At 56.3% G+C, this 26069-nt stretch carries 24 protein-coding genes; 12 read left to right on the top strand and 12 right to left on the bottom strand.

Annotated features, from left to right (window positions below):
• Nucleotides 1–56: 56 nt before the first annotated feature.
• The 6 genes from EYB53_RS17105 to rpsB form a co-directional block, all read right to left on the bottom strand.
• Nucleotides 57–887, bottom strand: coding sequence for a phosphatidate cytidylyltransferase (locus tag EYB53_RS17105; RefSeq protein ID WP_371879127.1), 831 nt, complete (start codon nt 885–887; stop codon nt 57–59).
• Between the two features lie 31 nt (nt 888–918).
• Nucleotides 919–1629, bottom strand: coding sequence for an undecaprenyl pyrophosphate synthase (gene uppS, locus EYB53_RS17100; protein WP_135479627.1), 711 nt, complete (start codon nt 1627–1629; stop codon nt 919–921).
• Nucleotides 1630–1700: 71 nt separating this feature from the next.
• Complete coding sequence (gene frr, locus EYB53_RS17095) at nt 1701–2258, bottom strand: ribosome recycling factor (RefSeq protein ID WP_135479626.1); 558 nt, start codon at nt 2256–2258, stop codon at nt 1701–1703.
• A gap of 51 nt (nt 2259–2309) precedes the next feature.
• Nucleotides 2310–3041 carry a UMP kinase gene (gene pyrH / locus EYB53_RS17090; RefSeq protein WP_135479625.1) on the bottom strand — a complete coding sequence of 244 codons (732 nt, stop codon included), beginning with the start codon at nt 3039–3041 and terminating at the stop codon, nt 2310–2312.
• Between the two features lie 81 nt (nt 3042–3122).
• A complete protein-coding gene (gene tsf / locus EYB53_RS17085; RefSeq protein WP_371879126.1) occupies nt 3123–3650 on the bottom strand; it encodes a translation elongation factor Ts in 528 nt (175 codons plus the stop codon).
• An 82-nt stretch (nt 3651–3732) separates the two neighbouring features.
• On the bottom strand, nt 3733–4452 hold the full coding sequence (gene rpsB, locus EYB53_RS17080) for a 30S ribosomal protein S2 (RefSeq protein WP_135479623.1): 720 nt from the start codon (nt 4450–4452) through the stop codon (nt 3733–3735).
• A gap of 366 nt (nt 4453–4818) precedes the next feature.
• On the opposite strand from rpsB, the gene EYB53_RS17075 reads away from it, so the two are divergent.
• The 7 genes from EYB53_RS17075 to EYB53_RS17045 all read left to right on the top strand — a co-directional run bounded on the left by EYB53_RS17075 (nt 4819) and on the right by EYB53_RS17045 (nt 12786).
• On the top strand, nt 4819–7242 hold the full coding sequence (locus EYB53_RS17075) for a RelA/SpoT family protein (protein ID WP_135479622.1): 2424 nt from the start codon (nt 4819–4821) through the stop codon (nt 7240–7242).
• Nucleotides 7243–7251: 9 nt separating this feature from the next.
• Nucleotides 7252–8196 (top strand): HhH-GPD family protein, encoded by a 945-nt coding sequence (locus tag EYB53_RS17070; protein ID WP_135479621.1) that lies wholly within the window; start codon nt 7252–7254, stop codon nt 8194–8196.
• Between the two features lie 113 nt (nt 8197–8309).
• The gene (locus EYB53_RS17065; RefSeq protein ID WP_135479620.1) at nt 8310–9515 is read left to right on the top strand and encodes a class I SAM-dependent rRNA methyltransferase; all 1206 of its coding nucleotides are present in this window, start codon (nt 8310–8312) and stop codon (nt 9513–9515) included.
• A 14-nt stretch (nt 9516–9529) separates the two neighbouring features.
• A complete protein-coding gene (argJ, locus tag EYB53_RS17060) occupies nt 9530–10726 on the top strand; it encodes a bifunctional ornithine acetyltransferase/N-acetylglutamate synthase (RefSeq protein WP_135479619.1) in 1197 nt (398 codons plus the stop codon).
• Between the two features lie 66 nt (nt 10727–10792).
• The gene (locus EYB53_RS17055) at nt 10793–11455 is read left to right on the top strand and encodes an LON peptidase substrate-binding domain-containing protein (protein ID WP_135479618.1); all 663 of its coding nucleotides are present in this window, start codon (nt 10793–10795) and stop codon (nt 11453–11455) included.
• A gap of 3 nt (nt 11456–11458) precedes the next feature.
• Entirely contained in the window at nt 11459–11743 is a 285-nt protein-coding gene (locus EYB53_RS17050) for a DUF503 domain-containing protein (protein WP_135479617.1), read from the top strand.
• On the top strand, nt 11743–12786 hold the full coding sequence (locus EYB53_RS17045; protein WP_135479616.1) for a magnesium chelatase ATPase subunit I: 1044 nt from the start codon (nt 11743–11745) through the stop codon (nt 12784–12786). The genes EYB53_RS17050 and EYB53_RS17045 overlap by 1 nt, the downstream gene beginning before the upstream one ends.
• On the opposite strand, the gene EYB53_RS17040 is transcribed toward EYB53_RS17045, so the two are convergent.
• Nucleotides 12783–13733 carry a threonine ammonia-lyase gene (locus EYB53_RS17040; protein ID WP_135479615.1) on the bottom strand — a complete coding sequence of 317 codons (951 nt, stop codon included), beginning with the start codon at nt 13731–13733 and terminating at the stop codon, nt 12783–12785. The genes EYB53_RS17045 and EYB53_RS17040 overlap by 4 nt on opposite strands.
• A 251-nt stretch (nt 13734–13984) precedes the next feature.
• Here EYB53_RS17040 and EYB53_RS17035 point away from each other — a divergent pair, with 251 nt between their 5' ends.
• Complete coding sequence (locus EYB53_RS17035; protein WP_135479614.1) at nt 13985–14734, top strand: hypothetical protein; 750 nt, start codon at nt 13985–13987, stop codon at nt 14732–14734.
• Between the two features lie 44 nt (nt 14735–14778).
• On the opposite strand, the gene EYB53_RS17030 is transcribed toward EYB53_RS17035, so the two are convergent.
• From EYB53_RS17030 to EYB53_RS17010, 5 genes are all read right to left on the bottom strand, one after another.
• Nucleotides 14779–15693, bottom strand: a complete 915-nt coding sequence (locus EYB53_RS17030; RefSeq protein WP_135479613.1) for a PH domain-containing protein — start codon at nt 15691–15693, stop codon at nt 14779–14781.
• Nucleotides 15693–17228 (bottom strand): peptidylprolyl isomerase, encoded by a 1536-nt coding sequence (locus EYB53_RS17025; protein ID WP_167857453.1) that lies wholly within the window; start codon nt 17226–17228, stop codon nt 15693–15695. The genes EYB53_RS17030 and EYB53_RS17025 overlap by 1 nt, the downstream gene beginning before the upstream one ends.
• A 106-nt stretch (nt 17229–17334) precedes the next feature.
• Nucleotides 17335–17796 carry a single-stranded DNA-binding protein gene (locus tag EYB53_RS17020; RefSeq protein ID WP_135479611.1) on the bottom strand — a complete coding sequence of 154 codons (462 nt, stop codon included), beginning with the start codon at nt 17794–17796 and terminating at the stop codon, nt 17335–17337.
• Nucleotides 17797–17838: 42 nt separating this feature from the next.
• On the bottom strand, nt 17839–18258 hold the full coding sequence (gene rpsF, locus EYB53_RS17015) for a 30S ribosomal protein S6 (RefSeq protein ID WP_167857452.1): 420 nt from the start codon (nt 18256–18258) through the stop codon (nt 17839–17841).
• Between the two features lie 252 nt (nt 18259–18510).
• Nucleotides 18511–20661 carry a hypothetical protein gene (locus tag EYB53_RS17010; RefSeq protein ID WP_135479609.1) on the bottom strand — a complete coding sequence of 717 codons (2151 nt, stop codon included), beginning with the start codon at nt 20659–20661 and terminating at the stop codon, nt 18511–18513.
• A 330-nt stretch (nt 20662–20991) separates the two neighbouring features.
• On the opposite strand from EYB53_RS17010, the gene hrcA reads away from it, so the two are divergent.
• From hrcA to dnaJ, 4 genes are all read left to right on the top strand, one after another.
• Nucleotides 20992–22101 (top strand): heat-inducible transcriptional repressor HrcA, encoded by a 1110-nt coding sequence (gene hrcA / locus EYB53_RS17005; protein WP_135479608.1) that lies wholly within the window; start codon nt 20992–20994, stop codon nt 22099–22101.
• 281 nt (nt 22102–22382) lie between these two features.
• On the top strand, nt 22383–22910 hold the full coding sequence (gene grpE / locus EYB53_RS17000; RefSeq protein ID WP_254151109.1) for a nucleotide exchange factor GrpE: 528 nt from the start codon (nt 22383–22385) through the stop codon (nt 22908–22910).
• A gap of 45 nt (nt 22911–22955) precedes the next feature.
• Nucleotides 22956–24827: a molecular chaperone DnaK gene (gene dnaK, locus EYB53_RS16995; protein WP_135479606.1), complete on the top strand. Its 1872-nt coding sequence runs from the start codon at nt 22956–22958 to the stop codon at nt 24825–24827.
• A gap of 113 nt (nt 24828–24940) precedes the next feature.
• The gene (dnaJ, locus tag EYB53_RS16990) at nt 24941–26068 is read left to right on the top strand and encodes a molecular chaperone DnaJ (protein WP_135479605.1); all 1128 of its coding nucleotides are present in this window, start codon (nt 24941–24943) and stop codon (nt 26066–26068) included.
• The last annotated feature ends 1 nt before the right edge of the window (nt 26069 follow it).

Below are 26069 nucleotides of genomic sequence, written 5' to 3'. Positions count from 1 at the left end.
TCACTCCACATAAGATCGATGTACTCAAAGTAGTGTAGCGAGTCTAAGGGGCAGCGTCAAGACGAAGTGAAAGTCATCGCCAACACCACACCATAATAGACCACTGGCCCGGTAAAGAGCAGGCTATCCATCCGGTCAAGGATACCCCCATGACCAGGGATCAAGGTTCCCGAGTCTTTGACCCCAATCTGGCGTTTAATCAAAGATTCACAGAGGTCACCAAGTGGCCCGGCGATACCGGTTGCAAGGCCAATCAAGACAGCCCCGGCATATGAGATCGGCAAACCCATCAAATAGACAGCGACGAGAGCGGTAAGGATCGAAGCGACCATCCCCCCGGCAAAGCCTTCCCATGACTTTTTCGGACTGAGCACGGGGGCCATTTTATGCCGACCTATTGATCGACCGACAAAAAAAGCGGCACTATCTTGAATCCAGGTAATCGCCAGCACGAGAAAGAGCCATGCCGTCCCAGGGGGAATCCCAAGGCCAGCGAGAGGAGCGGGGCGCAACGGGGTCGAGAGTTGGGTCAGGAGAATAAACGCACTGAGCAACCAGCCAATATAGATTGCCCCTGCGAGGGTCAGCGCCCAATTCTGAATGCTATTGGTACGATCACCGGGCAACAGTTCATAGATCAGGGTCAGGCTCACGGCGAGGGCGAGCAGCAAGCCGGTCACATCAAAGGGGGTCAAAGGGCGCACAGCGGCGGCGAAGCAGAAGGCGAGGCCGACAGCGATACCTGGGCCAGAGCGGGGCGCGAAGCCGCCCTGGCGAAAGATCGCAAACAGTTCACGGATCGCGAGCACCACACACACGCCAACGACCAGGATCGTAGCGAGGGGCCACCAGCCTGCTGCCACAATCAGGGGGATGAGAATTGCCACACTGATCAACCGCCGTGTCAGCGAGCCAGCCTTACTCGGAGAGTCCGCCGAAGCGGCGTTCGCGCCGTCCATATTCACTAACTGCCTGATGAAGATGTTCTGGGCGAAAATCGGGCCAGAACACCGGCGTTACCCAGTACTCACTATAAGCGGCCTGCCAGATCAAAAAATTCGAAATCCGGCGTTCACCACTGGTTCGAATAACCAGATCGGGATCAGGCATACCGGCGGTCGAGAGCCGGGCACTGATAGCCTCTTCGGTAATCTGGTCAACCCCGACGCCCTGCGCCACAAGGTCACAGACGGCATCAACAATATCAAGGCGTCCGCCATAATTGAAGGCAATCGCCAGGGTCAACCCCGTATTCTCACGGGTCAGGTCAACGGCCTGTTGCACCTTGCGTGCAAGCAATGGAGTCAAGCCCTGGAGTCGTCCAAGGTGGCGCAAGCGCACATTCTGCCGGTGTAAATTTTGTGTTTCGCGATCAATGAAATCGCTCAAGATCTGCATCAACCCCTGCACCTCAAGCGAGGGCCGATTCCAATTTTCGGTTGAAAACGCATACAGGGTCAAAAAGCGCACCCCGATCTGGTGGGCTTCGTTTACAATCGCACGAATATTCTCAGTTCCGGCACGATGACCGGCAAGGCGCGGCAAACCACGCTGGCGAGCCCATCGCCCATTGCCGTCCATAATCACCGCGATATGGTTCGGGATGCGTCCGCCGTCTGGGGTGGTCATACAGGACGCCTCTTTGTTAGCGAGGGGAACCGGAGATCCAGCCCCGGCGCTCCTGAGAACCTGGGTCATCTTCAGACCGCCAGAACCTCAGCCTCTTTCTCTTTGCCAATGTGTTCCAGTTCAGCGATGCACTTATCGGTCAACTGCTGGATACGCTCCTGGCCGCGGTGCAACTCGTCCTCGCTAATCATCTTCTCGTGTTCAAACTCTTTGAGTTGATCAATCGCATCACGACGCTGATTGCGTACCGAGACCTTCACCTCTTCGACGCGATGGCGCACTCCCTTGACCAGTTCACGGCGACGTTCTTCGGTCAACTGGGGCACGGCGAGTCGAATAACGCGCCCATCATTACTGGGATTAATGCCGAGATCAGAATTTTGAATGGCCTTCTCGATCGTTTTAATCATACCATTATCAAACGGTTGAATCACGATCAAACGGGCTTCGGGGACAACAATCGTGGCAATCTGATTCAGCGGCATCGGTGCGCCATAGGCCTCGACGGGCATATGCTCAACCAGCGCCGACGAAGCCCGACCGGTTCTGACGGTTGCCAATTGATGGCGCAAGGCTTCGAGTGCTTTCTTCAGTTGGCCTTCATACTCACTGGTGACGTCATTGACCATCACACCCTCCTCACACTACCAGAACTCGATACGCACAAATTTCTCAGACCGTCAGCGTTCAGTTGCCTGACTGCTGACCAGGGTGCCTACCCGTTCACCAAGCACAATGCGCTCGATCATACCTGCTTCCAGGGCATTGAACACAATGATCGGAATATTATTATCCATACAGAAGGTCAGAGCCGTCGAGTCCATCACAGCGAGACCACGGTTCAAGGCATCCATATAGGTTACGTGATCAAGTTTGACTGCATCGTGATGGCGGCGCGGATCAGCCGTATAGATCCCGTCCACGCCGTTTTTTGCCATTAAGATGACATCAGCGTGAAGTTCAGCGGCACGCAGGGCTGCGGCCGAGTCAGTGGTAAAGTAAGGATTACCGGTTCCACCGGCGAGGATGACCACCCGGCCTTTCGCCATATGGCGGGTTGCCCGTCGCCTGATATACGGCTCAGCGACCTCATTCATCTGGATGGCCGCCATCGCCCGCGTATCGAGCCCATGCCGTTCAAGGGCATCCTGAAGGGCCAGGGAATTGATAATCGTACCGAGCATACCCATATAATGCGACTGTGCAGCGTCCATCCCACGGGCAATGGACTGATTACCTCGCCAGATATTGCCCCCACCAATAACAACGGCTACATCGACCTTGTACTGATGCAGCACGCCGATTTCACGGGCCAGGTAGTCAAGCATATCATAGCTTACTACCTCATCTGTCCCTTTGATCTGCTCACCGCTGAGCTTGATCAAGACCCGGCGATACTTTGGCTGTTGCATAGAGCCTCTATCCCAACGGGATATGAAACCCAGGTGTGTGACTGGCGGTACCTGTCGCCCACCCGGGTTTCACGGCCCTGACTAGGCACCAATCTCATAACGGACAAACCGGCGCACGACAATATTTTCACCAAGCTTAGCGATTGCTTCGGTCAGCATCTCCTGGATCGTCCGCGACGGATCTTTGACGAAGGGCTGAGCCAGCAGCACCTGCTCTTCAATCAGTTTCTCGCGGGGCAAACCACTCTCATGGACAATCGCATCGGTGATTTCGGCTTCACTCAGATAGAGCGGATTGAGCGCGACGACGTGCTGGGCAAGGCTATTGGCGAGGGTCACAAACGCCTCGGTACGCGCAACAAAATCGGTCTCACAATTCAACTCAATCATTGCGGCAACCCGCGAGCCATAGTGGACATAGACCCCCACAAGACCTTCGAGGGCCTCGCGGCTCGTCTTCTTGGCGGCGGCCTCGATACCACGCTCGCGCAGAATATCGATAGCCTTGTTTATATCGCCGTTGACCTGCTCCAGAATATCTTTGCACTCTTTGATGCCGGCACCGGTGCGCTCACGGAGCTCTTTCACCAGTTCAATCGAAACAGCCACAGATTCGCTCCTTGTATCGCTACGCCTGCGCGGAGCACACCCCTGCGCAGGATACTTGCTGATCAATCGCAACCACCCCAACCTAGCCCTGGTGAGCGGACTCACGCCGATGGATGCCCTCAAGGGCCGCATCAGCGATTTTGCTCGTCAACAAACGAATGCTACGAATGGCATCGTCGTTGCACGGAATCACATACTCAATCGGATCGGGATTGCAGTTCGTATCAACCATTGCTACAACTGGTACGCCTACAACGGCAGCCTCTTTGATCGCCAGATCTTCCTTATGGGGATCGACCACAAAGATCGCAGCTGGCAGACGTTCCATTGTCTTAATGCCACCAAAGACGCGGTTGAGTTTTCCAATCTCTTCTTCGAGTTTCAGCCCTTCGGCTTTGGTCAACTTATTGAAATCACCGCGATCGCGTTGGGCTTCAAGATCGGCGAGCCGTTTGAGGCGACCTTTGATCGTCGCAAAGTTCGTCAGCGTACCACCGAGCCAGCGCTGCGTAATATAGTACTGACCAGAGCGGGTTGCTTCTTCGGCAATTGCTTCCTGGGCCTGCTTTTTGGTGCCAACAAACAGGATCTTTTCGCCCCTGGCTGTCATATCAGCTACAAAACGATACGCCATCGTCAGGCTATGAACCGTCTTTTGCAGGTCAATGATATGAATCCCATTGCGCGCCGTAAAGATATACGGACGCATCTTCGGGTTCCAACGGTTGGTCTGGTGACCAAAGTGTGCACCAGCCTCTAACAAGGCCTTGATCGAGACAACACGTGGGGTTGTCTGGGTCATTTCTCCATCCTCCTTGAACATCCTGGAATTTCCAGCCGCCACCCCAGGCCTCTTGCGATCTGAACCAGCCTGAGCTGGCAGGAGATGATCGCAACGCTGGGATGTGTGTATTGGCGCTTGCACGCGCCGCCGATCAGTATAGCATAAGCATTACAGTGGGGCAAATTTTTCTTGACAACGCTATAAGCCGGTGTTATCCTAGTGGATACTACTACAAAAGCATAGTTTTGATCGCAGACGATCGAAGGAGATAGAGGCGCGGTCAGGCGAAAGTCGCCGACCGCGTTTGTGTTCTACGACACCTGGTCTGCGATCACCTGGCAGTTGCCTATAGTGCCACGCAGCCGTGAGAGGATACGGTGACCAATGGATACTCCTGTTGCTGTTGGTGATCATACGGCTAGTGAGGCCCGTGTAAAACCCGCGCTGCCGGGCAAGGCTGTGGCTCTGAGTCGTAGCCAGCAACCTCCTGCGCTGTACCTCCAACCAGATCACCTCTCTCCCCATCCTATCCTCCAGTTGCCTATGATTCAATCTATCGCTGAACAACTCACGAAAAAAGAGCAGGCCGAGATTACAGCGGAGATGATTCGGGCTCGTTATCTCGATGCCTACCGTAGCCCTACGGTTGAGGCGTTGATTGCCCGCCTGGGGGAGTATCTGCCCGATGCCGACACCGAATTGCTCCGGCGGGCTTATGCGCTGGCCTTAATTGCCCACGCTGGTCAGTATCGCCAGAGCGGTGAGCCATATATTGATCATCCTGTTGCGGTGGCCTCTATCTTGCTCGAATTGCGGCTTGATGCCGAGTCGGTCGCCGCCGCGCTCTTGCACGATGTGGTCGAAGATACCGGGGTTGATCTCGAGGTCATTAAAACCTATTTTAGCTCGACCCTTGCGCATCTTGTTGATGGGGTGACCAAGCTTTCAGGCCTTGAACATAAGACGAAAGAAGAGATGCAGGCTGGCTCGTATCGCAAGATGTTCATTGCGACGGCTGATGATCCACGCGTGATCTTGATCAAGCTCGCTGACCGCCTGCACAATATGCGTACCCTTGGCTCAACCTCGCCTGAAAAACAACGTCGCGTTGCGCGTGAAACTCTCGATATCTATGCCCCGCTCGCCCATCGCCTCGGGATGTGGCAGGTCAAGTCTGAACTCGAGGATCTGGCGTTTAAGGCGATCCACCCCGAACATTATCACGAGATTGAAAATGGCTTGAGTCTCCGTGAAGATGCTCGTCAGCGCATTATTCAGCGCGTGATTAAAAAGATGCGCGAAGCTCTCGATAAAGAGGGGATTCGTGCCCAGGTGAATGGGCGCCCGAAGCATATCTATTCGATCTGGCGCAAGATGGAGCGCAAGGGTGTCCCGCTTGAGCAGATCTACGACCAGCTCGCGATCCGGATTATTGTCCAAGAGAGTGACATGAATCAGTCCAAGGGCCTCTGTTATCGGGTGCTTGGTCTTGTGCATAGTATGTGGACACCGGTGCTCAGCGAGTTTGATGATTATATCGCGGTTCCCAAAGAGAGTAGCTATCAGTCGCTCCATACGACGGTAATTATCGGCGGTGGGCATCCCTGCGAGATCCAGATTCGCACTGAGGGTATGCATACGGTGGCTGAACACGGTATTGCCGCACACTGGCGCTATAAAGAGGGCTTTGCTAATCGGAGCGATCAGAATTACGAGGCGAAGATCAAGTGGCTGCGCGAATTGATTTCGTGGCGGATCGAGTTGACTGATGCTCGTGAATTTGTCGAGAGCCTCAAGCCCGAACTGGAAGAGATGGTCTATGTCTTTACCCCGCGTGGCAAGATCATCGATCTCCCCGAAGGTAGTACGCCGATTGATTTCGCCTATCATATTCACTCAGAGGTTGGCAATCGGTGCATTGGTGCCCGGGTTAATGGGCGCATGGTGCCGCTTGACTATCATCTGCAGAATGGCGAGATTGTTGATATTATGACCGCCAAGGCGAATCGTGGTCCGAGCCGCGATTGGCTTAATTTTGTGAAGACGCCGAGTGCCCGCAACCATATTCGACGTTACTTCCGCCGTGCTGAACGCGAAGAAAATATTTCAGCAGGCCGTGATCTCCTGGAGAAGGAGCTCAAGCGGCTGGGTTTGACCATCAGTTTTGATTCTCTGGTCGATCTGGTTGGCGCTCGGTCAAACGATGATCTTTTCAATCAGGTTGGTTCAGGTGAATTGACGGCCCGTACCGTTGCCCAGAAGGCCCTGGCTCAGCAGGTTGAGCAACAGCAACCGTCTGAAACCCTCCCCATGGTGTTACCCAAAGGCACACCAGCCAATCTGAATCAGTCGGTTGGCGTACAGGTCATTGGTGTTGGTGCCATCCATAATCGCCTGGCTCGTTGTTGCAATCCGGTTGTCGGTGAGCCAGTCGTTGGTTTTGTGACCCGTGGGCGTGGGGTAACGGTTCATCGGGCTGATTGTCGTACGATTCTGAATGAATCCGACCGTGCTCGCTTGATCGAGCTAAGTTGGGTCGGCCAATCTCCTAAGGGCTATTCGGTGCCGATCCGGATCGAGTCGTGGGATCGGGTTGGTCTCTGGCGTGATATTTCGATTGTGGTTGCTGATGCGGGGATCAATATCGAGAAGGTTGAACAAGGGCATACGCGTCATGCCGGGCGTGCCGTGTTGCATCTGCTCGTGACGGTGCAGACAATTACCCAGCTTTCCAGTTTGCTTGATAAGTTGAACCGTATCGCCGATGTGATCGAGGCCCGTCGCGAAAGCGGCACAGGTAAAGGGTGACCACCAGCAATGCAGACGGCTCTGCTTGATTGGTTTGCCCAGCATGCTCGTGATTTGCCCTGGCGGCATACTCGCGATCCGTATCGCATTCTCGTGGCCGAGTTGATGCTCCAGCAGACTCAGGTGGTACGGGTGTTGCCAAAGTACGAGGCGTTTCTGGCGGCCTTCCCCGATCTTGCCACGCTGGCTGCGGCCCCCACTGCCGAGGTGATTCGTCGCTGGGCAGGCCTTGGTTATAATCGTCGTGCGGTGAATCTGCAGCGTGCAGTCCAGATGGTTTTGCAAGAGCACGGCGGGGTCTTTCCCCGTGATGTGGTGCTGCTGCGCCAGTTGCCCGGTGTTGGTCCGTATACGGCGGGGGCTGTGGCCTGTTTTGCCTTTGAGCAGGATGTTGCCTTTATGGATACGAACATCCGCCGGGTGTTGCTGCGAACACACTATGGGGCCGCGCAAGTTGATGTGCCCGGCGAGCGTGCGTTGCTAGCGGTGGCCGAGCGGTTGGTGCCTGCTGGTCAAGGATGGACATGGAACCAGGCCCTGATGGAGCTTGGGGCGCTCATCTGTACTGCTGCGACTCCGGCGTGCCAGCGTTGCCCTGTGCGGCCTATGTGCCGGGCCTATGGTGAGTGGCAGGTGACTGATGCCGCGACCATCTTGGCGATGGGCGCGCCCCTGCGTACGCAGGCTGCACAACCCCGACAGCGGGCCGCCGAGCGGCGAGCGGATTACCGGTCTGAAACATCCTTTGTCGGTTCACGGCGCTGGTATCGTGGACGAATTGTTGACCTCCTGCGCCCCCTGCCCCCCGAGCGCTCGCTTCCGCTTGCCGAACTTGGCTCGCAACTCAAACCAGATTTCACGCCTGATGAGATGGCATGGCTTGATGAACTGGTGCAAGGTCTCATTCGTGATGGGTTGGTGGTGATGGAGGATGGGGCCGTTCGGCTGCCGTGAGCAGCCGAACGGCCCCATCCTCTAGCCTAAAACTTCGTCCGTAGGCAGGAGGCTTGACCTCTCTCTATCGCTCTGCTACACTATGCATCCACAGAGATACGATCAGGACGCTGATGCCAAGCATACTTTTACGTTCAGGGCGCGAGCGCTCGTTACAACAGCGGCACCCATGGGTCTTCTCAGGGGCAATTGCGGCTGTGCGTGGCAACGCGAACAATGGGCAACCCATTGATGTGTATGCCGCCAACGGTGAATGGCTGGCACGCGGGTTCTACAGTGCCAACTCACAGATCCAGGTACGTCTTGCAACCTGGGAGGCCGAGCAACCCCTTGATGAAGCCTGGCTGCGGTCACGCCTAACCAGGGCTCTTGCCGGTCGTGCCCACCTTGCCTCACAGCCCAACCATGCGTGTCGCCTCGTGTTTAGCGAAGCCGACGGATTGCCAGGGCTTATTGTTGATCGTTATGGTCAATATCTGAGCATCCAGTGCTTGATTCCGGCGATGGTCGAGCGCCGTGATGCGCTCATCGCGTTGCTGGTCGAGATGCTGGCACCCGAGGGTATCTATGAGCATAGTGATGCGGATATATGCGCCAGAGAGGGCCTGACACCGCACGAGGGCTTGCTGTGGGGGCGAAGGCCAGAGGGACATGTGCTGGTCGAGCCACTTACTCGGGCGCCAGAGCAGGGTTCGCCCACGGTGCTGCGGGTTGATCTGGCGGGTGGACAGAAGACCGGGCACTATCTCGATCAGGCGTATAACCATGAACGGGTTGCCGTATATTGCCAACAAGCTGAGGTGCTCGACGGTTTCTGTTATAGTGGGGGCTTCAGTGTCGCTGCGGCGCGAGCGGGGGCCAGCCGGATGACCTTGATTGACAGTTCAGCGGCAGCGCTGGAACTGGCGCGTACGAATGTGTGGGCCAATGCTCCCGGAGTTGACGTAGAGCTGGTTGACGGTGATATGTTTCATGTTTTGCGCCAGTATCGCGAGCAGGCGCACCGCTTTGATGTCGTGATCCTTGATCCACCAAAATTCGCCCATAGTCAGCGTCACCTTGAACGGGCAGCCCGTGGCTACAAGGATATTAACTTGCTGGCGATGCAGTTGCTGCGGCCAGGCGGCATCCTGGCAACCTTCAGTTGCTCGGGGCTGGTTGCGCCGGATCTCTTCCAGAAAATAGTTGCCGGAGCGGCGCGTGATGCCCGGCGCGAGGTGCAACTGATCGAACGTCTCACGCAGAGTCCTGATCATCCGGTGTTGCTGACTTTTCCCGAGAGCGAATACCTCAAAGGGTTGATCTGTCGCGTCTGGTAACCTGCGGTCTGCTTATGAGTTACACCATTTTTGAAGATGGACATATTGCCAGTCCACTCGGTTTTCGTGCAACGGGCGTCTCGTGTGGCCTAAAAGAGGGGAGCAAAGCGCGGGATCTGGCGCTTGTCGCTTCGAACCGACCGGCGCGGGTGGCAGCGATGTTCACCACTAGCCTTACCAAAGCGGCCCCGATCTTTTTGAGTCAGGCGATCTTTGCGCGGAATCGCGAAGCGATTCAGGCAATCTTGATCAATTCGGGTCAGGCGAATGCAGGCACAGGGCAACCTGGCTTGAATGATGCCGTCGAGTGCGCCAAAATCCTGGCTGATGAACTGGAAGTTTCGCGGGATGCGGTTTTGCTGCTCTCAACCGGGCTGATCGGGATACCGTTGCCGATGCCGCGCATGCGTGAGGGGATCAAGCGGGCGGTGAGCGAACTGGATAGCGGCGGTGGGCGACGGGCAGCGGTGGCGATGTTGACGACTGATACGCGGCCCAAAGAACGCGTCTATCGGTTGCAGATCCGTGAAGGGCAACGCGGCATTCTGGCTGGGATGGCCAAAGGTACGCGGCAGATCAATCCACGCCTGGCCACGATGCTTGTCGTCATTACGACCGATTTGCCGATAGAGCAGCGTCTGATGCAACAGGCACTGCAACAGAGCGTACGGCACAACTTCCATCGGCTGAATCTTGATGGCGAGATGAGCCCTAACGATGCGGTGATCATGATAGCCAATGGTGCTGCCGAGGGGCCGCCAATTACCAATAGCAACTCGCGAGAATTTGCCACGTTCCAGACGGCCCTCGATGCACTTTGTGGGGATCTGGCCCAGCAGATCGTGCGCGATGCAGCAGGTAGTGGTAAGATCATGCATATACGTGTGCGCGGGGCGTCGAGTGAAGAGACGGCCCGGTCAGTTGCCGAGCGTATCGCGGCTTCCCGTTCGCTCCGTGACGCACTGAGGCGCGGCCTGCCCAACTGGGGGCCAGTCCTTGCCGCTGTTGGCTCCAGTCCTAGCCGACTGCGGCCCGAGTTGCTTGATCTGCGTATTGGCGGCGTGCTCGTTCTGCATGCTGGCATGGTGGCAAGGTATGATCCAGCCGCGTTGATCCAGGCTTTCTCTAGCCCTGAACTTGAGTTGATTATTGATCTCCATATGGGATCGGTTGACGTAACCATGACGTCGTGTACGTGGCATGAAGACTAGACCTCGCGCTCTGCACCTGAAGGCGGGTATCCGCCGCCAGAGACGCACCAGCATGGCAAGGAACTTATGAGTCGTCAGTTACCTCTCTTTCCTCTTGGAACAATACTCTTTCCGGGGATGACAATCAACCTTCATATCTTTGAAGAACGCTATCGTTCGATGATCGGTAAATGCATCGAACAACGAACGCCCTTTGGGATTGTGCTCATTCGTGAGGGTAATGAAGTCGAAGAAGGGCGTCTGGGTGCTGCTCCGGCGGAACCACATCTGGTCGGAACAACGGCCGAGATCAGTGCAAACGTACGGCTTGAGGATGGGCGCTTTCTGTTGACGGCGGTCGGGCGCGAGCGTTTTGCTATCCGTCAGATCACGCAACGGCATCCTTATCTTGTTGCGTCGGTGCAAGTGCTCGAAGAGGATGTTGCCCCCGGAGTGACGAAGGCTGCCGAAGAGCTACGGGCCATGTATCTGCGCTACTGGAAGGCTGTCGAGGTTGCGACGGGTGTACCGGTCGAACCTGACGAATTGCCGAGCGATCCTGCAACGATGGCCTATCAGCTTGCGGATCGTTTGCAGGTTCCCCTCGCTCGCAAACAGCACTGGCTTGAAGCGCCGCTCCTGGCGCGACTGTACGAAATGGCGTCTGATCTTCGTGCTGAGCTTGCTCTGATGCCGGGGAGCCAGGATGGCTCAGGACAAGGGTTTGCTGGTTTTGGTAGCCTGAATTAAGCTATGATTATTGGTGTCTGTACCCTGCAAATTTCAATTCCGATGGCCTTGTCGCTCAAAGAGAAGCGCCAGGTGGTCAAATCGCTCTTGACTCGTGTGCGCAACGAGTTCAATGTCTCGATTGCTGAGGTTGATGATCAGGATATCTGGCAGAGTGCGGTCTTTGGCATTGCGTGTGTGTCGACGTCACAGACGTATGCGCATGGTCAACTCGAAGCGGTGATCCGTTTTCTTGATCGCCAGCGCCCCGATTGTCCGATCGGGGCATACGAGATTGAGATGCTTTGATGGAAGCAATCCTGCCCTTCCCCTTCATTGCGCTGGTTGGTCAGGTCGAATTAAAGACGGCGTTGGTGCTTGGCCTGATCAACCCTGGCATTGGGGGTGTCTTGCTCAGCGGTCCGTATGGTGTGGGCAAAACAACGGCGGTGCGCGGTTTGCTTGATGTGATGCCGATCGTTGCGCACACCTCAGCAGCGGGCGAAGAGCAACCGAGCCCTGAGCGGATGCGACTGGTTGAATTACCGCTCAATGCGCGGATCGAAGATGTCGTCGGGGGCATCAACGAGCGGGTGGCGTTGGAACAGGGCCAGGTTTTGCTTGAGCCGGGCGTGCTTGCGCGAGCGCATGGCAACCTGCTCTATGTTGATGAAATCAACCTACTCGATGCACATGTGGTTGATGCCATCCTTGATGCGGCAGCGCAGGGGCGCACCCTGGTGCGGCGCGGGCCAATGACGCGCCTCTTTCCAACGCGCTTTGTCATGGTTGGTTCGATGAATCCGGAAGAGGGGAGCCTCCGCCCACAGATCCTGGATCGGTTTGGCTTGCGGGTCTGGGTGGGGCCACTCGATGATCGGCAGCAGCGCCTAGAGGTTTACCGACGGGCTCAGGCGTTTCGGCTTGATCCCGAAGCTTTTCGGGTTGCCTATGCCACGCAGACGACGGCGCTTGCTGCGGAGATCGAGGCAGCGAGGGCAATTCTGCCGCATGTGGTGGTGCCACCTCAACTCGAAGAGCAAGCGCTCGCGCTGGTGCAGGCGCTGAAGGTTCCATCGCATCGGGCCGAGATCGCCCTGCTTGAAGGTGCACGGGCACGGGCGGCCGCTGATTTTCGTAGCCTTGTCACAACCGAAGACCTGCGTCGGGTTGCCCCACTTGCCCTGCATCAACGCCAGAGTCTGCAACTCGAAGCGCATGCGCGTTGGCAGCATGCCGAGCGCACCCTGATCGAACAAGCGCTCGACGTAATCATGCCATCGGATGAAGCGCTACCACGTGAGGCAGAAAAGCAGACGACGCTGAGCCAGTTTGAACAAGAGAGCAGCTAACTATGCATCACGGCACACACGGTCTCGGTGGTCACATTGCGCCCGCAGAGCAGCGCGACCACGCGCTGACGCGCTAGTCCGGGAATCATGCCTTCGAGCAGGGCGGCGATGGTCACAGCGGCACTTCCTTCGACGAGCAGGTGATGTTCATCGAGCAGCCAGCGCATCGCAGCAGCGATTTGCGGCTCGCTCACCAACACAATGCGTTCGACCAGTTGCTGGACGAGGGGAAACGTCATCGCGCCAGCTTCGAGATTGCCCGCGAGGCTATCGGCAAGCGTGGGACGATGCTGGATCTGCACAAGTTGTCCCGCTTGCAACGACGCATGCATCGCTGCGGAATGTTCAGCCTGCACCCCGATAATACGTAGCTTGGGATTGATGGCCTTGGCCCAGATCCCGATGCCACTGATCAAGCCACCGCCGCCAACACTGACGACCAGCACCTCGGCATTGGGCAACTGGTCCAGGATCTCGCGACCAAGGGTTCCCTGGCCGGCAATCACATCGGGGTGATTATAGGGTGAAATGAACCGCTGGCCTTCTTCGTGGGCGAGGCGCATCGCTGCGGCCTCGGCCTCATCATAATCTTTGCCAAGGAAGAGCAGGTTTACGGGATATCGTTGCAAGGCCTGGATTTTGGCGGGCGACGCATTTTCAGGCAAGACGAGGGTCGCGTCAATCCCGGCGTGGGCGGCAGCATAGGCGATCCCAAGGGCGTGGTTGCCGGCGGAGCAGGCGACGACGGGCCAGCGGCCTTCCCCTGAAAGGAGGGCGCTAGCGGCCCCCCGGATTTTGAAGCTACCGGTGACCTGCGCACACTCGAGTTTGAGAAAGACCTCGGCCCCGGCCACATTCGCCAACGGTCGACTAAATTCGAGGGGGGTTGGATAGACGATCCCAGCCATCCGGCGGTGCGCCATGAGGATATCAGCAGGCCTAAGCATACGGTTAATCTTTCTGGAAGGGTATCAAAGCGAATACGATGATGACACCCCGTGTCCACTTCTATAATACACGGTGCTGGATACACTTACCAACCTTGCGGTTGGTGGATCTGACTGGTTTGCAACCTGCGAAGGCTTGACACAGGTGACAACCGTCTCATCATAATGTTCAGGTTTTCGTTATGTACGATTGCTGCACATCAGTGTATAATGGAAAATCAAAGATCTTTACGAGCGAGCGAGGCTGAAGAATGAAAGTGTGCCCATATCCCTGCCCCAACATTGCGCGTGATCGCAATGACATTACTGCATTACGGCAACATTTGCTTGAAGGCCATCAATGCCTGGATACCTGGTTGTCGTTGAGTCGCCTCGTGGGTGATCCGCGTCAGCGACGTGACTGCCTGGAACGAGCGGCAGTTCTTGCGCCGGAAGATCAGACGATCCGTGAAGAATGGTTGAAAGCAGTGCTGGTGGTCGAACCAGACAATGCGAGTGCTCAGGCGCTTCTCCGTGAGATCGAAACACTCCGCTTGCTTTCTGATGTAAAAACGAACTACTTTCACGAACAACCCCGTGCCCGACTGCTTGGCGACATTCTGCTTGATATGCAAGCAATCACACCTTCAGAACTGCAAGAAGTGCTGAAGATGCAGAGTGATGGCATGGCTATTATCACGGATCGTCGTCTGGGACAGATCTTGCTGCGGCAGAAACTCATCACGCCGAGCAAACTAGCCCGTGCGCTGATTATTCAGCAGCAAGAGCGCAGTAGTCTGCGGATTGCACCTCAGGTGCTCGGCGAATATTTAGTTGAACAACAACTGATTACCCCTGAACAACTCGAAAAAGCCCTGATCGAGCAGATCCGGCTTGATCAAAAGGGCCAGCGCCTCAGCCTTGGTCAGATCCTTATTCGTCTGCGTATTTTGCCGCCAAAAGTAATCGAGAAGGCTGTAACGGATCATCAACGCGCCTTCTGGGCCAAGCTTGACAAGTGAGAGCAAATAGGCTGGGCGCAGTGACGCAGCGCGGGTGCAGAGTTCTATAGAAGAATGGTTGCAGCCGCGATCAGAAAAAGGATCTGCAAACCTACCGTTGTAAGCTGGAGCAACCTTGCGCCGACGGATGTGCGTCGGTAGAGGGCAAGCCCGAGTCCAAGGTTGAGCAAGCCAAGCAACGCGCCGGCGAGCGGCAAAAAGAGGATCTGGTAACGAGGGGCACTGCCGAGGGCCTGGCCACTGGGATCGGCTTGCATGTCGATCAGAGCGGGTAAGGATGGATAGAGCGCCATCAGCGTCCCGAGCAGCACGAGATGAAGCATCACGGCAAGCATCAGCGCGCGTTGCACCACCGTATCAGCCCAGAAGGCATAGAAAAAGATTGGGCCAGCCTCGATGCCAGGCGTGAGTTGCTGGATCGGGCCAATCCGCCGCCGCTGTTCCAACTCCTGGATAAAGGCAGCACTCTCGCGGGGCGAAATAATATAGATCTCGGTAGCTGTTTGAATGCCAAGGGCGCGCCGTGGGTTCACCGTGCTGAAACGTTGCACAGCCTGACCATTGGCGAGACGTCCACGGCCATAGAAATAGCCAATTTGCTGCAACAGATGGCCATGTGCGCCGCGCTCGGTTACGCCACTATCAACACGTTCAATCATTTGCATTGGCACGACCATACGATGGCCGAGCCAGTAAATATAGAGGCCATCGCGATCGAGGCCATACCAGAGTGTCGTCGTGGCAACGATCTGATAGCCAAAAGATCCAGCCAGGCCCAGCAGCGACAGGCCCAGCAACCCCTGTGCAAAAAGTTCAGCAGTGATCGGCCACGCTTCCGGTGGCAGAGCGAGGGCTCTGCCAACCGGAATGAGCGTATAGATTGCTGCTGCTGCGATGAGCATAAAGAGCGCACTTGCGGCCCAGAGACGCCATGAAGGCTGTGGTTTCCAGCGTCGCATTAGGGTGCTACAGGCGTAAGCGTGGGAAGTGCCCCAGGCGCTTCGCCCGCATCCTCATCTAGCTCTTCGGGTTCCAATGGCACCTCGGTGGGAAGCGCCGTTGGCGGGCCAGGCTGGAAATCGGGCACAACCGTTGGAACCGGGAGTGCTGGTTCAGCGGTCGGCGTTGGCGTTTGAGGTGGCACGCGGGTGGAGCCAAGGGCCTCACGTTGCTCAATCACCCAGGCATCAAGTGCCGCAGTGCGTGCCTCACGCAACTGAGTTTCGGGATCAGGGATCTCGAGGAACGTCACCTCAAGCACATGCCAGCCGAACTCCGTTCGAATCGGATCGCTAATCACCCCAACATCGAGGGCAAAGGCCTGGGCGACCAATTCTGGGGGATAGGTGACCCCAGTATCAGCCAGACCATTGCGATCGAAGCGACCGAGGCTTCCTTCACGCTCACGTGAACCAAGGTCAGTGGAGTATGCAGCGACGAGGGAGGTAAAATCGGCCCCGGCCTGCAACTCGGCAAGCAGCGCATCAACTTCTGGGCGTTTCTCGGCAAAAGCTGCTTCAACCTCAGTTGGCGAAGCCCCATCGGGGACGGTAACGCCGATCAAAATCTGGCGAGCCTCGACGCGGTCAGGTTCTTCCCGAAAAGCAAACGTAGCTTCGGGGACGAGATAGGCCTGCAGTTGCTGATTGAGCACCCGCTCGGTGTACTGTTGATCAAGGGCGGCGCGGAAATCAGCAGGCGACAACTCGGGCGAACGTCCTACGGCTGACAACTCGAGCTCATAGCGACGAAAAATCTCGGCGACAATCTGGTCTTGCTGCTCAGCGGCGACTGCTGGAGGCAACGGAGTAGGACTGAGCGCCGGGTCATCAGTTGGTTGAGGGGCAGGGGCAGACTCATCAGCAGGTTCTTCTTCAGCCGGATCGAGAGGAGGCGAAGCGGGAGGCAAGAAGGCAAAGCCCAGTTCTTGCACCATCGTTTGCTGCACCTCATCAGGATCAACGACGATCCCGAGGGGCGTGGAACCCTGGAGTTTGACCTGACGATCCTGCCATCCAGCCACGACGGCATCATCCACAGGCGCATTCGGAATCGCCGCAATCTGCTGGTCGATCTGCGGGCTCTGACCTTCAAACTGCTGGGTAAACTGAGGATTACCAGCAAAGAGGGCGAGCAACTGAAAATTCTGGATAACCTGCTGCGTATAGCCAAGCCTGAGCTCTTGCCAGTAGTCGCTTCGCGAGAGGGTCACATCACCGACGCGGGCGACGGGGCGACTCGGCAACCAGAGGCGATCATAGAGCAGGCCACCGAGCACCGCCACAAGGGCGAGGCCAAGGGCAATGCTGGTCACAAGAATCACCATGCGTTGCTGGCGTTGCTCACGCAACTTATGTGCGGCAACGCGGCGTGATGGTGGGCGTTCTGGCGATGGTTGGGCGGTTTGTTGGTCAGGCGGTTGCTGCCTGGATACAGGTTTGCCCTGTGCTTGCGGTTTTTTTGGTGTCTCTGCCATGGTAGAGGTGGGGGGCATCTGGCTCATGTGGTTGCTACGCAAGACTACAAGAGCAAGGAACTCGTTTGAGCGAGCAGCCTTCTACGTGCATCTGCCATACGTAGCAACCGGAGTGGACCAGTGCTTAGAAGGGAATATCCTCGTCACCGATATCAGGCGATGGCGGCGGCGGCGGCGGGCCCGAGCGACCGCTTCGCGGGAGATCACGGGGAGGGTGATACTCATCACTTTCGCGATGGGTGCGACCCTCACGGCTATCGAGCATGATCATATCATTGGCAATCAACTCGGTCTTATAACGAGTCTGACCGCTCTGCTGATCTTCCCATGAACGCGTCTGAAGGCGTCCTTCCAGATAGACACGGGCACCTTTATTGAGATACTGGTTACAGGTCTCAGCCAGTTTATTCCAGGCAACAACGCTAAACCACTCAGTCTCTTCGTGGGTCTCGCCATTGCTATCGCGCCACTGACGCCCGACGGCAACCCGAAAGGTTGTCACAGGGCTACCTGACGGAGTAAAACGCATTTCTGGATCGCCGCCCAGCCGACCAATAATCATCACTTTATTGAGGTCACGTGCCATTACTGCTACTCCGCTCGCACGCCATCAAGGTTTATCCAGGGCTCAGGCTTCTGTCTCTTCAACAACCTCATCGCTACCCTCATCGCTCGCATCAGGACTATCAGGCACGGGTTTGACACCCTTCGGCTCAATGACGGTCATGAGATGGCGCAGGATCGCATCGGTGAGCTTGATTGTACGCTCGAGTTCAATCACTTTGGAAGCACTGAGCGTCAGATTGATCAAGACGTAGTAGCCCTCACTAAAATTGCGTCGGCTCGCTTCACCGCTGACATACTCACGAATCGTATAGGCGAGCTTGCGACGGCCCCAGGGGGGCGACTGATTAATGCCAGTGATTTCACCACCGGCGGTTTGAATGGTGTCGCGCAAGCGATCAAGGGTTGCATTCACCCCTTCTTCGTTTGCACTCAGCGGACTAATCACAATCATAAGTTCATATTCACGACGACGTTCGCGCACACCTTCCTCCTCTGGTGATGTCCCACTCGTCTGTTCTCTGGGGTTGCGCGACCCGGAGGTGCGGTGGAACCGAAAGATAGTGAGCAGTAGTAATGCACCATACATTCCAGAAAACTGCTCATACCAACGGTGGATTATAGCATGGCTACCACGACAACGCAATGTGCGTTGTCGTGGTAGCCATGGCTGATGCAAAGTCGGCCTCCGGCGGTGGGGTTTGGGGCGCAACCCCCACGATTCCAATTGGTATTACTAGGGCGACAGGCCTACCTCAATCCTGGTGAGCACGATGCTGAGGGGGCCATTGTAACGGGGATCATCGTCAGCCGGGGCACGCAGATAAAGGTTATGTTCACCTGGGGGGACGACAAGCCTCAATGTAGTCGCAGCATGAGCTGGTTGCGCGGGAACCTGCCATGTGCCAAGAGCTTGTGCATTGAGCAAGAGTTGGACCTGGCGTGCAACCTGATAACTTTCGGCCTGCATCTGCACCTGGATCATGGCAGGTTCGCTGGAGGGATTCACGAGCGCAAGCACCCCTTCCTCGCTCATCCAGCGCCAACTTCGCTCGCCGACCTGTTCTTCGGGGTACCATCCTTCGGCGAAATAACCAAAGGGTTGCTGTTGGGTCACAGGAATATGGTAGAGGCTATACGTGGTTGTGGTTAGCGCGGGTTCCAGGCCAGGCAGGGCTTGGTTCAGGGCGGCTGCAACGGTCGTATGCGCTTGTGGGGGCACTTGATCCCAGTGGACGAGCACCTGACGAATGCCATAGATATCCAGGATCATAGGGCCTTGATCGCCGGACGCAAGCAAGCGATCTGGTTCTGGTTCCATCCGCCAGAGTTGACGGATCGCGGGGCGGCGTTCGGCCCAGCGATTCGGAGGATTGCGTGCGAGATACCCACCGAGAATCGGACGTTGATGGACGAGTTGGGCGCGGAGCGAAAAACTATCCTGGCGGACAGGCAGGACCAACAAGGCTCCTGGTTGCGTGGCGAGATCCTGATAGACAGGCGGCACATCAGAGCGTTGCAGTGGCAGAGGTGGCGTGACATACTCAACGGCCACCAAGGCGGTCACCAGGAAGAGCGACGCATAGGCAGCGCGGGGGCCATGGCGCACCGTCAGCAACGTTGTGAGCCAGGTAAGCCCGTAGGCGGTCAAGGGAATCAGGGCCAGACTAGTGATGATCACAAAATGGCCGGGGCGCTGGGCAATGCCAAGACCAGGGATATTGAGCAAGAGCAGATAGGGCATCGGGAGACCCGTAGCGAACTCGCCCACGGTCAAGACCGGGCCAAAAGCAAACAGGAGGCCCAGCACGGCAAGGCAGAACCAGCGCCAGGCTGTGCGCCAGGCAACGAACGTACCAAGGCTTGCCAGGGCAAGGGTGGTATACCCAAGCGCAACATTCCAGGCGGCAATATCGGGATGCCAGCGTTGCCCGAGTGCCTGTACGGTTGGCCCCCAGATTGGATGGAGATTGCTAGGCAGGAACGGATCAAGCAAGTTTGCCGAGCGGCTCACGAGAAACGCATCACGCTGAATTTGTCCGGCGCTCTCGCGGGGGCCATCGAGCATTGGCGCAAGGACAGGCCAGAGCAGCGGGAAGAGCAAGGCGAGCGCGAGAGCACCAACGAGCAGCATACGACCGGTTAGGATTGCACGCCCGAAAAGTTGGGGATGTTGTACCGGCATCGTTGGCCCACGGCCAGCCCGTGCCGCCGCGAGCTGTGCCCCGTCAAGCATCAAACCACCCGGAGCCACCAATGCAAGCAGGGCAAAAGCAAGGCTATAGATCGCGATAAAAAGCAGATAATAGAGACTCGTATAGCCAATGAGCGCAAGAAAAAGCGCGGCGAGCAGCGGATCGCGATACCCAGGGCGGGTCACGGTGCGCAAGAGAAAGAGGGCATAGAGAGGGAGCCATTGAACAGCGATCAATTCTAGCTGCCCGTCCCAGACCTTGGTCATATGGTATGGTGACCAGGTAAAAATCAGGCCTGCCACAAAAGCCACCCCTGGTTGGGCACCGAGTTGACGGGCAAACCAGAACGCAGCGAGGCCAGCAAGCGTGAGCGCCAGCAGAACGGCCGCATTGAAGCCAGCCAGTGGACCGGCAAGCGCCGTCACAGGCCAGACGAGCAACCCATTGCTCAGGTTCAACGGATGCAGGGCAAGGTCAACCCCCTCAGGATAGTAGAGGAGGGGCGTAAAAAGAGGATGCATGCCCTGGGCGAAGGCATAGTGAACCCACCACACGTGCCAGACATGCTGCCACCCATCGATCGCGGCCACAGCACCGCCTGGGATAGCCTGATCGACATAGGGCAACACAGGAGCCATGAGGATCAAGCCAAAGAGCGAATAGGCAAGAATTACGAGGATATGTTTACGCAAGGCCATGCTTCTTAACCGCGAGCGTTTTATGGTTGTGGAACCCATACGCTGCGCTCGACTACGTCGAACGGATTCATCAGATCCAAGTATACCATTTTGATGATCCTGCGGTTTCTGGTGAAAACGGCCAGCACATAGAGAGGATTAGCGTGACTTTTTTGCCACAGCAGCGAAGATCGTGGTAAAATATGCCATGGCGTGCATTCCATGCACGCCAATCCTTTAACTTCTGACTTTAGCACTCTTGAAAAGAGAGTGCCAGACCTGGGATCAAACAGAGGGTCAGCAGGCGCGGCGGATCTCCACGCGACCCTGATAGGGTAGATGGCTATGTCGTCGGGGCTTACTGAACGTAGACAGACGATCTTAAAGCTCGTCATCCAAGAATTTGTTGAAACGGCGCAGCCAGTTGCCTCAGAGACATTGGTACGCAAATACCGATTAAACGTCTCACCTGCGACCGTGCGGAACGAACTCGCTGCGCTTGAGGAGTTGGGGTATCTGACGCATCTCCACACATCGGCGGGGCGGGTTCCAACCGATATAGGGTACCGGTTTTTTGTCGAGAATCTCATGGATCGCACGAGCCTTTCGCTACCTGAGCAGCGGATGATCCGGCATCAGTTTTACCAGGTACGCGGCGAGCTGGATCAATGGATTCAGCTTGCTGGTTCAGTGCTGGCGCGCACTGCCCAGAATGCCTCGGTGGTAACGCCCCCGCGTTCGGCGGATCGGCTGCGCTTTCGCCAGGTTGAACTCGTAGCAATTCATGATACGATGGCACTTGCGGTGCTCGTCTTTCATGGCGGCGTCGTTAAGCAGCAGACCCTGGCGCTTGATGCGGTGCGTTCACCAGACGATCTGCGGCGTTGTGCGGCGCGGATCAGCAGTGTGCTTGCCGATCTTGAATTGGGTGATGTTGAAGATCTGTTGACACGGGATCAGCAGCAAGAAGGGTCGGCGGAATTTGGTGACTTCGAACGTCAGGTGCTTGATCTGGTTGCCAGGGCGATGGATGCATTTGAAGCGCAGGCTCAGGAGCAGATCTATAGCGACGGCTTGATCGAAATGCTCAGCCAACCCGAATTCATCCCTGCGCTGGCGCGGGAGGATGCCGAACGAGCGGTTGAGCGGATGCGTCGAGCACTTGACATTTTGAAGAGCGGTCGTGGCCTCGGGTTATTGATACCGCAGGCACTTGCCTCTGATGGAGTGCAAGTGATTATTGGTGGCGAAAACAGCGCCGACGAGATGCGAGAGTACAGTGTTATTTTAGCACGGTATGGAGTTGAACGGGCCGTGACAGGCGTGCTGGGGGTCATCGGGCCTACCCGGATGGCCTATCCACGTTCAATTTCGAGCGTGCGGTATATTTCATCACTGATGAGTGATCTCCTGGCCGAACTCTATCAGGCCGATCAACGTTTACCTGAAAGCTAATGGTTTTTACGCATGGTTTCAGAAGGGCCAGATCAGCGTTACACTCGACGGTAGTGCCGACTTCAGTCGGCTTCCGGCTCAGCCGACTGAAGTCGGCACTACGATGAGCGTACACTGGAAAGCTCCCTGAAACCTTGTCTTAGGGATGAAACCAGGTGGCACCGACTTTTGTCGGTTGAGGAAGAAGCCGACGGAAGTCGGCAGGAGCATATGTCCGCGGTCATACTAGATGTTCATCAGCTTGCATACAAGTAGTGGAGATGCAAGAAGTGAGGAGGATCATGAGCGAGAATCAACATATTGTGGAACCAGCGGCTGAAGCGAGTGAAGAGCAGGCGCAGAAATCGCAGGAGGATCTGGAAGCTCGTCTGGCTGATATGCAAGAACAGGCTACCGAATTTCGTGATCAGTGGTTGCGAGCGGCAGCTGATTATAAAAATTTCAAGCGACGAACTGAAATTGAGCGTTCCGAATTGATCCGGAGCGCCAGTTCGGCGTTGTTGCTCAAATTGTTGCCGATAATGGACGACTTTGAGCGAGCGATTGAGAATATTCCGCCTGAGATTGCCGAGACGCCCTGGTGGAGTGGGACTCAGTTGATTGCCCAAAAACTGCGTACGGTACTCGAGAGTGAAGGGGTCAAAGTGATTGACGCCGTTGGTCAGGATTTTGACCCTAATCTGCACGAAGCTGTCATTTATGAGGATGCCGAAGGGCAAGATGGCAAAGTGACTAGTGAGTTGCAAAAAGGGTATAAATTAGGTGACCGTGTCCTTCGTGCTAGTATGGTCAAAGTAGGCCGTGGCTAGGCGAAGTACGAGCTACGATCTTTGTAAGGAGCAACAGACAAGCATATGCCCAAAGTCATCGGCATTGATCTTGGAACAACCAACTCGGTGATCGCCGTCGTGGAAGCAGGCGAAGCCGTCGTGATCCCGAACGCTGAAGGTGCCCGTTTGACCCCTTCAGTTGTTTCAATGAATAAAGTTGGCGAGCGTCTCGTCGGCCAGGTAGCGCGACGCCAGGCGGTCACGAATCCTGAGAATACGATCTTCTCGGTCAAGCGGTTCATCGGGCGTAAATTCAGCGAGCCCGTCGTCCAGAAGGATACGGTGCTCGTGCCCTATAAATTGAGTGCCGCATCCAATGGTGATGTACGGGTGACGATGAATGGCAAAGAGTACGCGCCACCCGAAGTCTCGGCCATGGTTTTACAGAAACTGAAGGCTGATGCTGAAGCGTACCTTGGCGAGTCGGTGACCCAGGCGGTGATTACCGTGCCAGCCTACTTCAACGATAGTCAACGCCAGGCGACGAAAGATGCCGGCAAGATTGCCGGGTTGGAAGTGCTGCGTATCGTCAATGAGCCGACGGCCTCGGCGTTGGCCTATGGCCTCGATAAAAAAGGCCACGACGAGGTCGTGGTGGTCTATGATATGGGTGGTGGAACCTTCGACGTCTCGATCCTTGAATTGAGCGATGGGGTAGTTGAGGTCAAAGCGACCAGTGGTGATACGCACCTGGGGGGCGACGACTTTGACCAGCGCATTATTGACTGGCTTGCCAGCGAGTTCCAGAAAGATCAGGGTGTTGATCTCCGTCAGGATCGAATGGCGTTGCAACGGCTCAAAGAGGCCGCCGAGAAGGCCAAGATGGAACTGTCGAGCGTAGGGCAGTCCGAGATCAATCTGCCGTTCATTACGGCTGATGCGAATGGACCCAAGCATCTGAGTCAGACCATGACGCGGGCGCGCCTCGAGCAATTGACGAGCGATCTCATCGAACGCAGCATGGCCCCGGTACGGCAGTCCCTGAATGATGCCGGATTGAAGCCGGCGCAGATCGACGAGGTCATTCTGGTTGGTGGGCAGACGCGGATGCCTGCGATTCAAGAAGCCGTGCGCAAGTTTTTTGGCAAAGAACCGAACAAGACGGTCAACCCTGATGAGGTCGTTGCCATCGGCGCTGCCATTCAGGCGGGTGTGCTTGGCGGTGAAGTCAAAGATGTCTTGCTGCTTGACGTTACGCCATTGACGCTGGGGATCGAGACGGTAGGGAAGGTCATGACGCCGCTGATCGCGCGCAATACCACCATCCCGACCCGCAAGAGTCAGATCTTCTCAACGGCCAGTGACCATCAAAATAGCGTCGAAATTCATGTTTTGCAGGGCGAGCGAGCCGAGGCGCGGTACAACAAGAGTCTCGGCAAATTTGAACTAGCTGGCATCCCACCGGCACCGCGTGGGGTACCGCAGATCGAAGTCACGTTTGATATTGATGCCAACGGCATTGTCAATGTGACTGCCCGTGATAAAATGACAGGCACCGAACAACGCATCACCATTACGGCGTCGTCGGGGTTGAGCGACAGCGAGATTGATCAGATGGTGCAAGAAGCTGAATTGCACGCTGAAGAAGATCGTCTGCGCCTTTTGTTAATTGAGGCACGCAATGCGGGTGATAGCATGATCTACACCGCCGAGCGTACGCTCCGCGAGGCGGGTGACAAGGTCGATGGCCCGACTCGTACCGAGGTCGAGGACAAGATCCGTGTGTTGCGTGAGACGCTGGCGATGGAAGACGAACAGGCTATTCGCAACCGAACCGCTGAACTTAGCGTCATTATCCAGCGCGTTGGCCAGGCGATGTATGCTGGTGATGCGACAGGCGCAGAGGGCAAACCTGAACGTGACGACGTTGTTGATGGCGAATATAAAGTAGATTGAGCGTACGGATGCGAGGAAGAGAGCGGTTTACTGGTACACTTTTGTTGACAAAGGCGCACCAGTGAACCGCGCTGCCAGGGCAAGCAAAGCATACGCATCAAGTGAGGAAGAGTATGACTACGGGTGCAAAGCGTGACTATTACGAAGTTCTTGGGGTCAGCCGCACCGCTGAACCAGACGAAATAAAAAAAGCCTTTCGTCGCCTGGCACGCCAGTATCACCCTGATGTCAGCAAAGAACCAGATGCCGAGGCTAAATTCAAAGAGATCAACGAAGCCTATGAAGTGCTCTCGGATGAGCAGAAACGGGCCATGTATGATCGCTTTGGGCATAATGTTCAGGGCGGGCCTGGTGGTGGTTATGGTGACCCCTTTGGGAATGGCGACCCATTCAGTACTATTTTTGACGCCTTTTTTGGTGGTGCAGCCGCAGGGCAACGCACGCAGCGAGGGCCACAACGCGGGGCCGATCTACGTTACAGCTTGCGGTTAACTTTTGAAGAAGCCATCTTTGGGGTTGAGAGAGAGATCGAATATCGTCGTCTCGAGACGTGCCCGAGTTGCAAAGGCAATGGCGCGGAACCAGGAACTGATCCTGTGCGTTGTCCGAAATGCAATGGCACCGGTGAGATGCGTCAGCGTGCCCCCTTCATCAACATGGTCACAGTGAGTACATGTGACAACTGCAATGGCACGGGCACAGTGATCCCGATTCCCTGTCGTGAGTGTCGTGGCGAAGGCCGGATGCGTCAGAATCGGCGCCTCACCGTCAAAGTGCCTGCCGGGGTTGATGGTAACCAGCAAATCCGCATCAGCGGCGAAGGTGAAGCAGGGCCGCGGGGCGGTTCATTTGGCAACCTCTATGTCGCCCTGGATGTGCAACCGCACCCCCTCTTTTTGCGCGAAGGCAACGATATCATCCTGGAACTGAAGCTCAATGTTGCTCAGGCCGCCCTGGGTGAAGAGCTGAACGTGCCAACGATTGACGGCACCGAACGCCTGCGTATTCCGGCGGGGACTCAGACTGGTCAGACCTTTCGGATGCGTAGCAAAGGCGTACCCTTCTTGCGTCAGCAAGGGCGAGGGGATCAGATCGTGGTGACTCGGGTGGTCGTCCCCCAGAAACTGAATGACCAGCAACGGCGTCTCTTTCAGGAACTGGCCCGGACGTTTGATCCGGAAGACCAGAGTGATCATGATGAGGGCTTCTTCGGGCGCATTAAAGATGCGTTCCGTCGCTAAA

Origin of the sequence: Candidatus Chloroploca mongolica (assembly GCF_004762035.2) — a bacterium.
In the GTDB taxonomy this organism is placed as follows: domain Bacteria; phylum Chloroflexota; class Chloroflexia; order Chloroflexales; family Chloroflexaceae; genus Chloroploca; species Chloroploca mongolica.
This window is presented reverse-complemented; position numbering and strand designations above follow the sequence as displayed.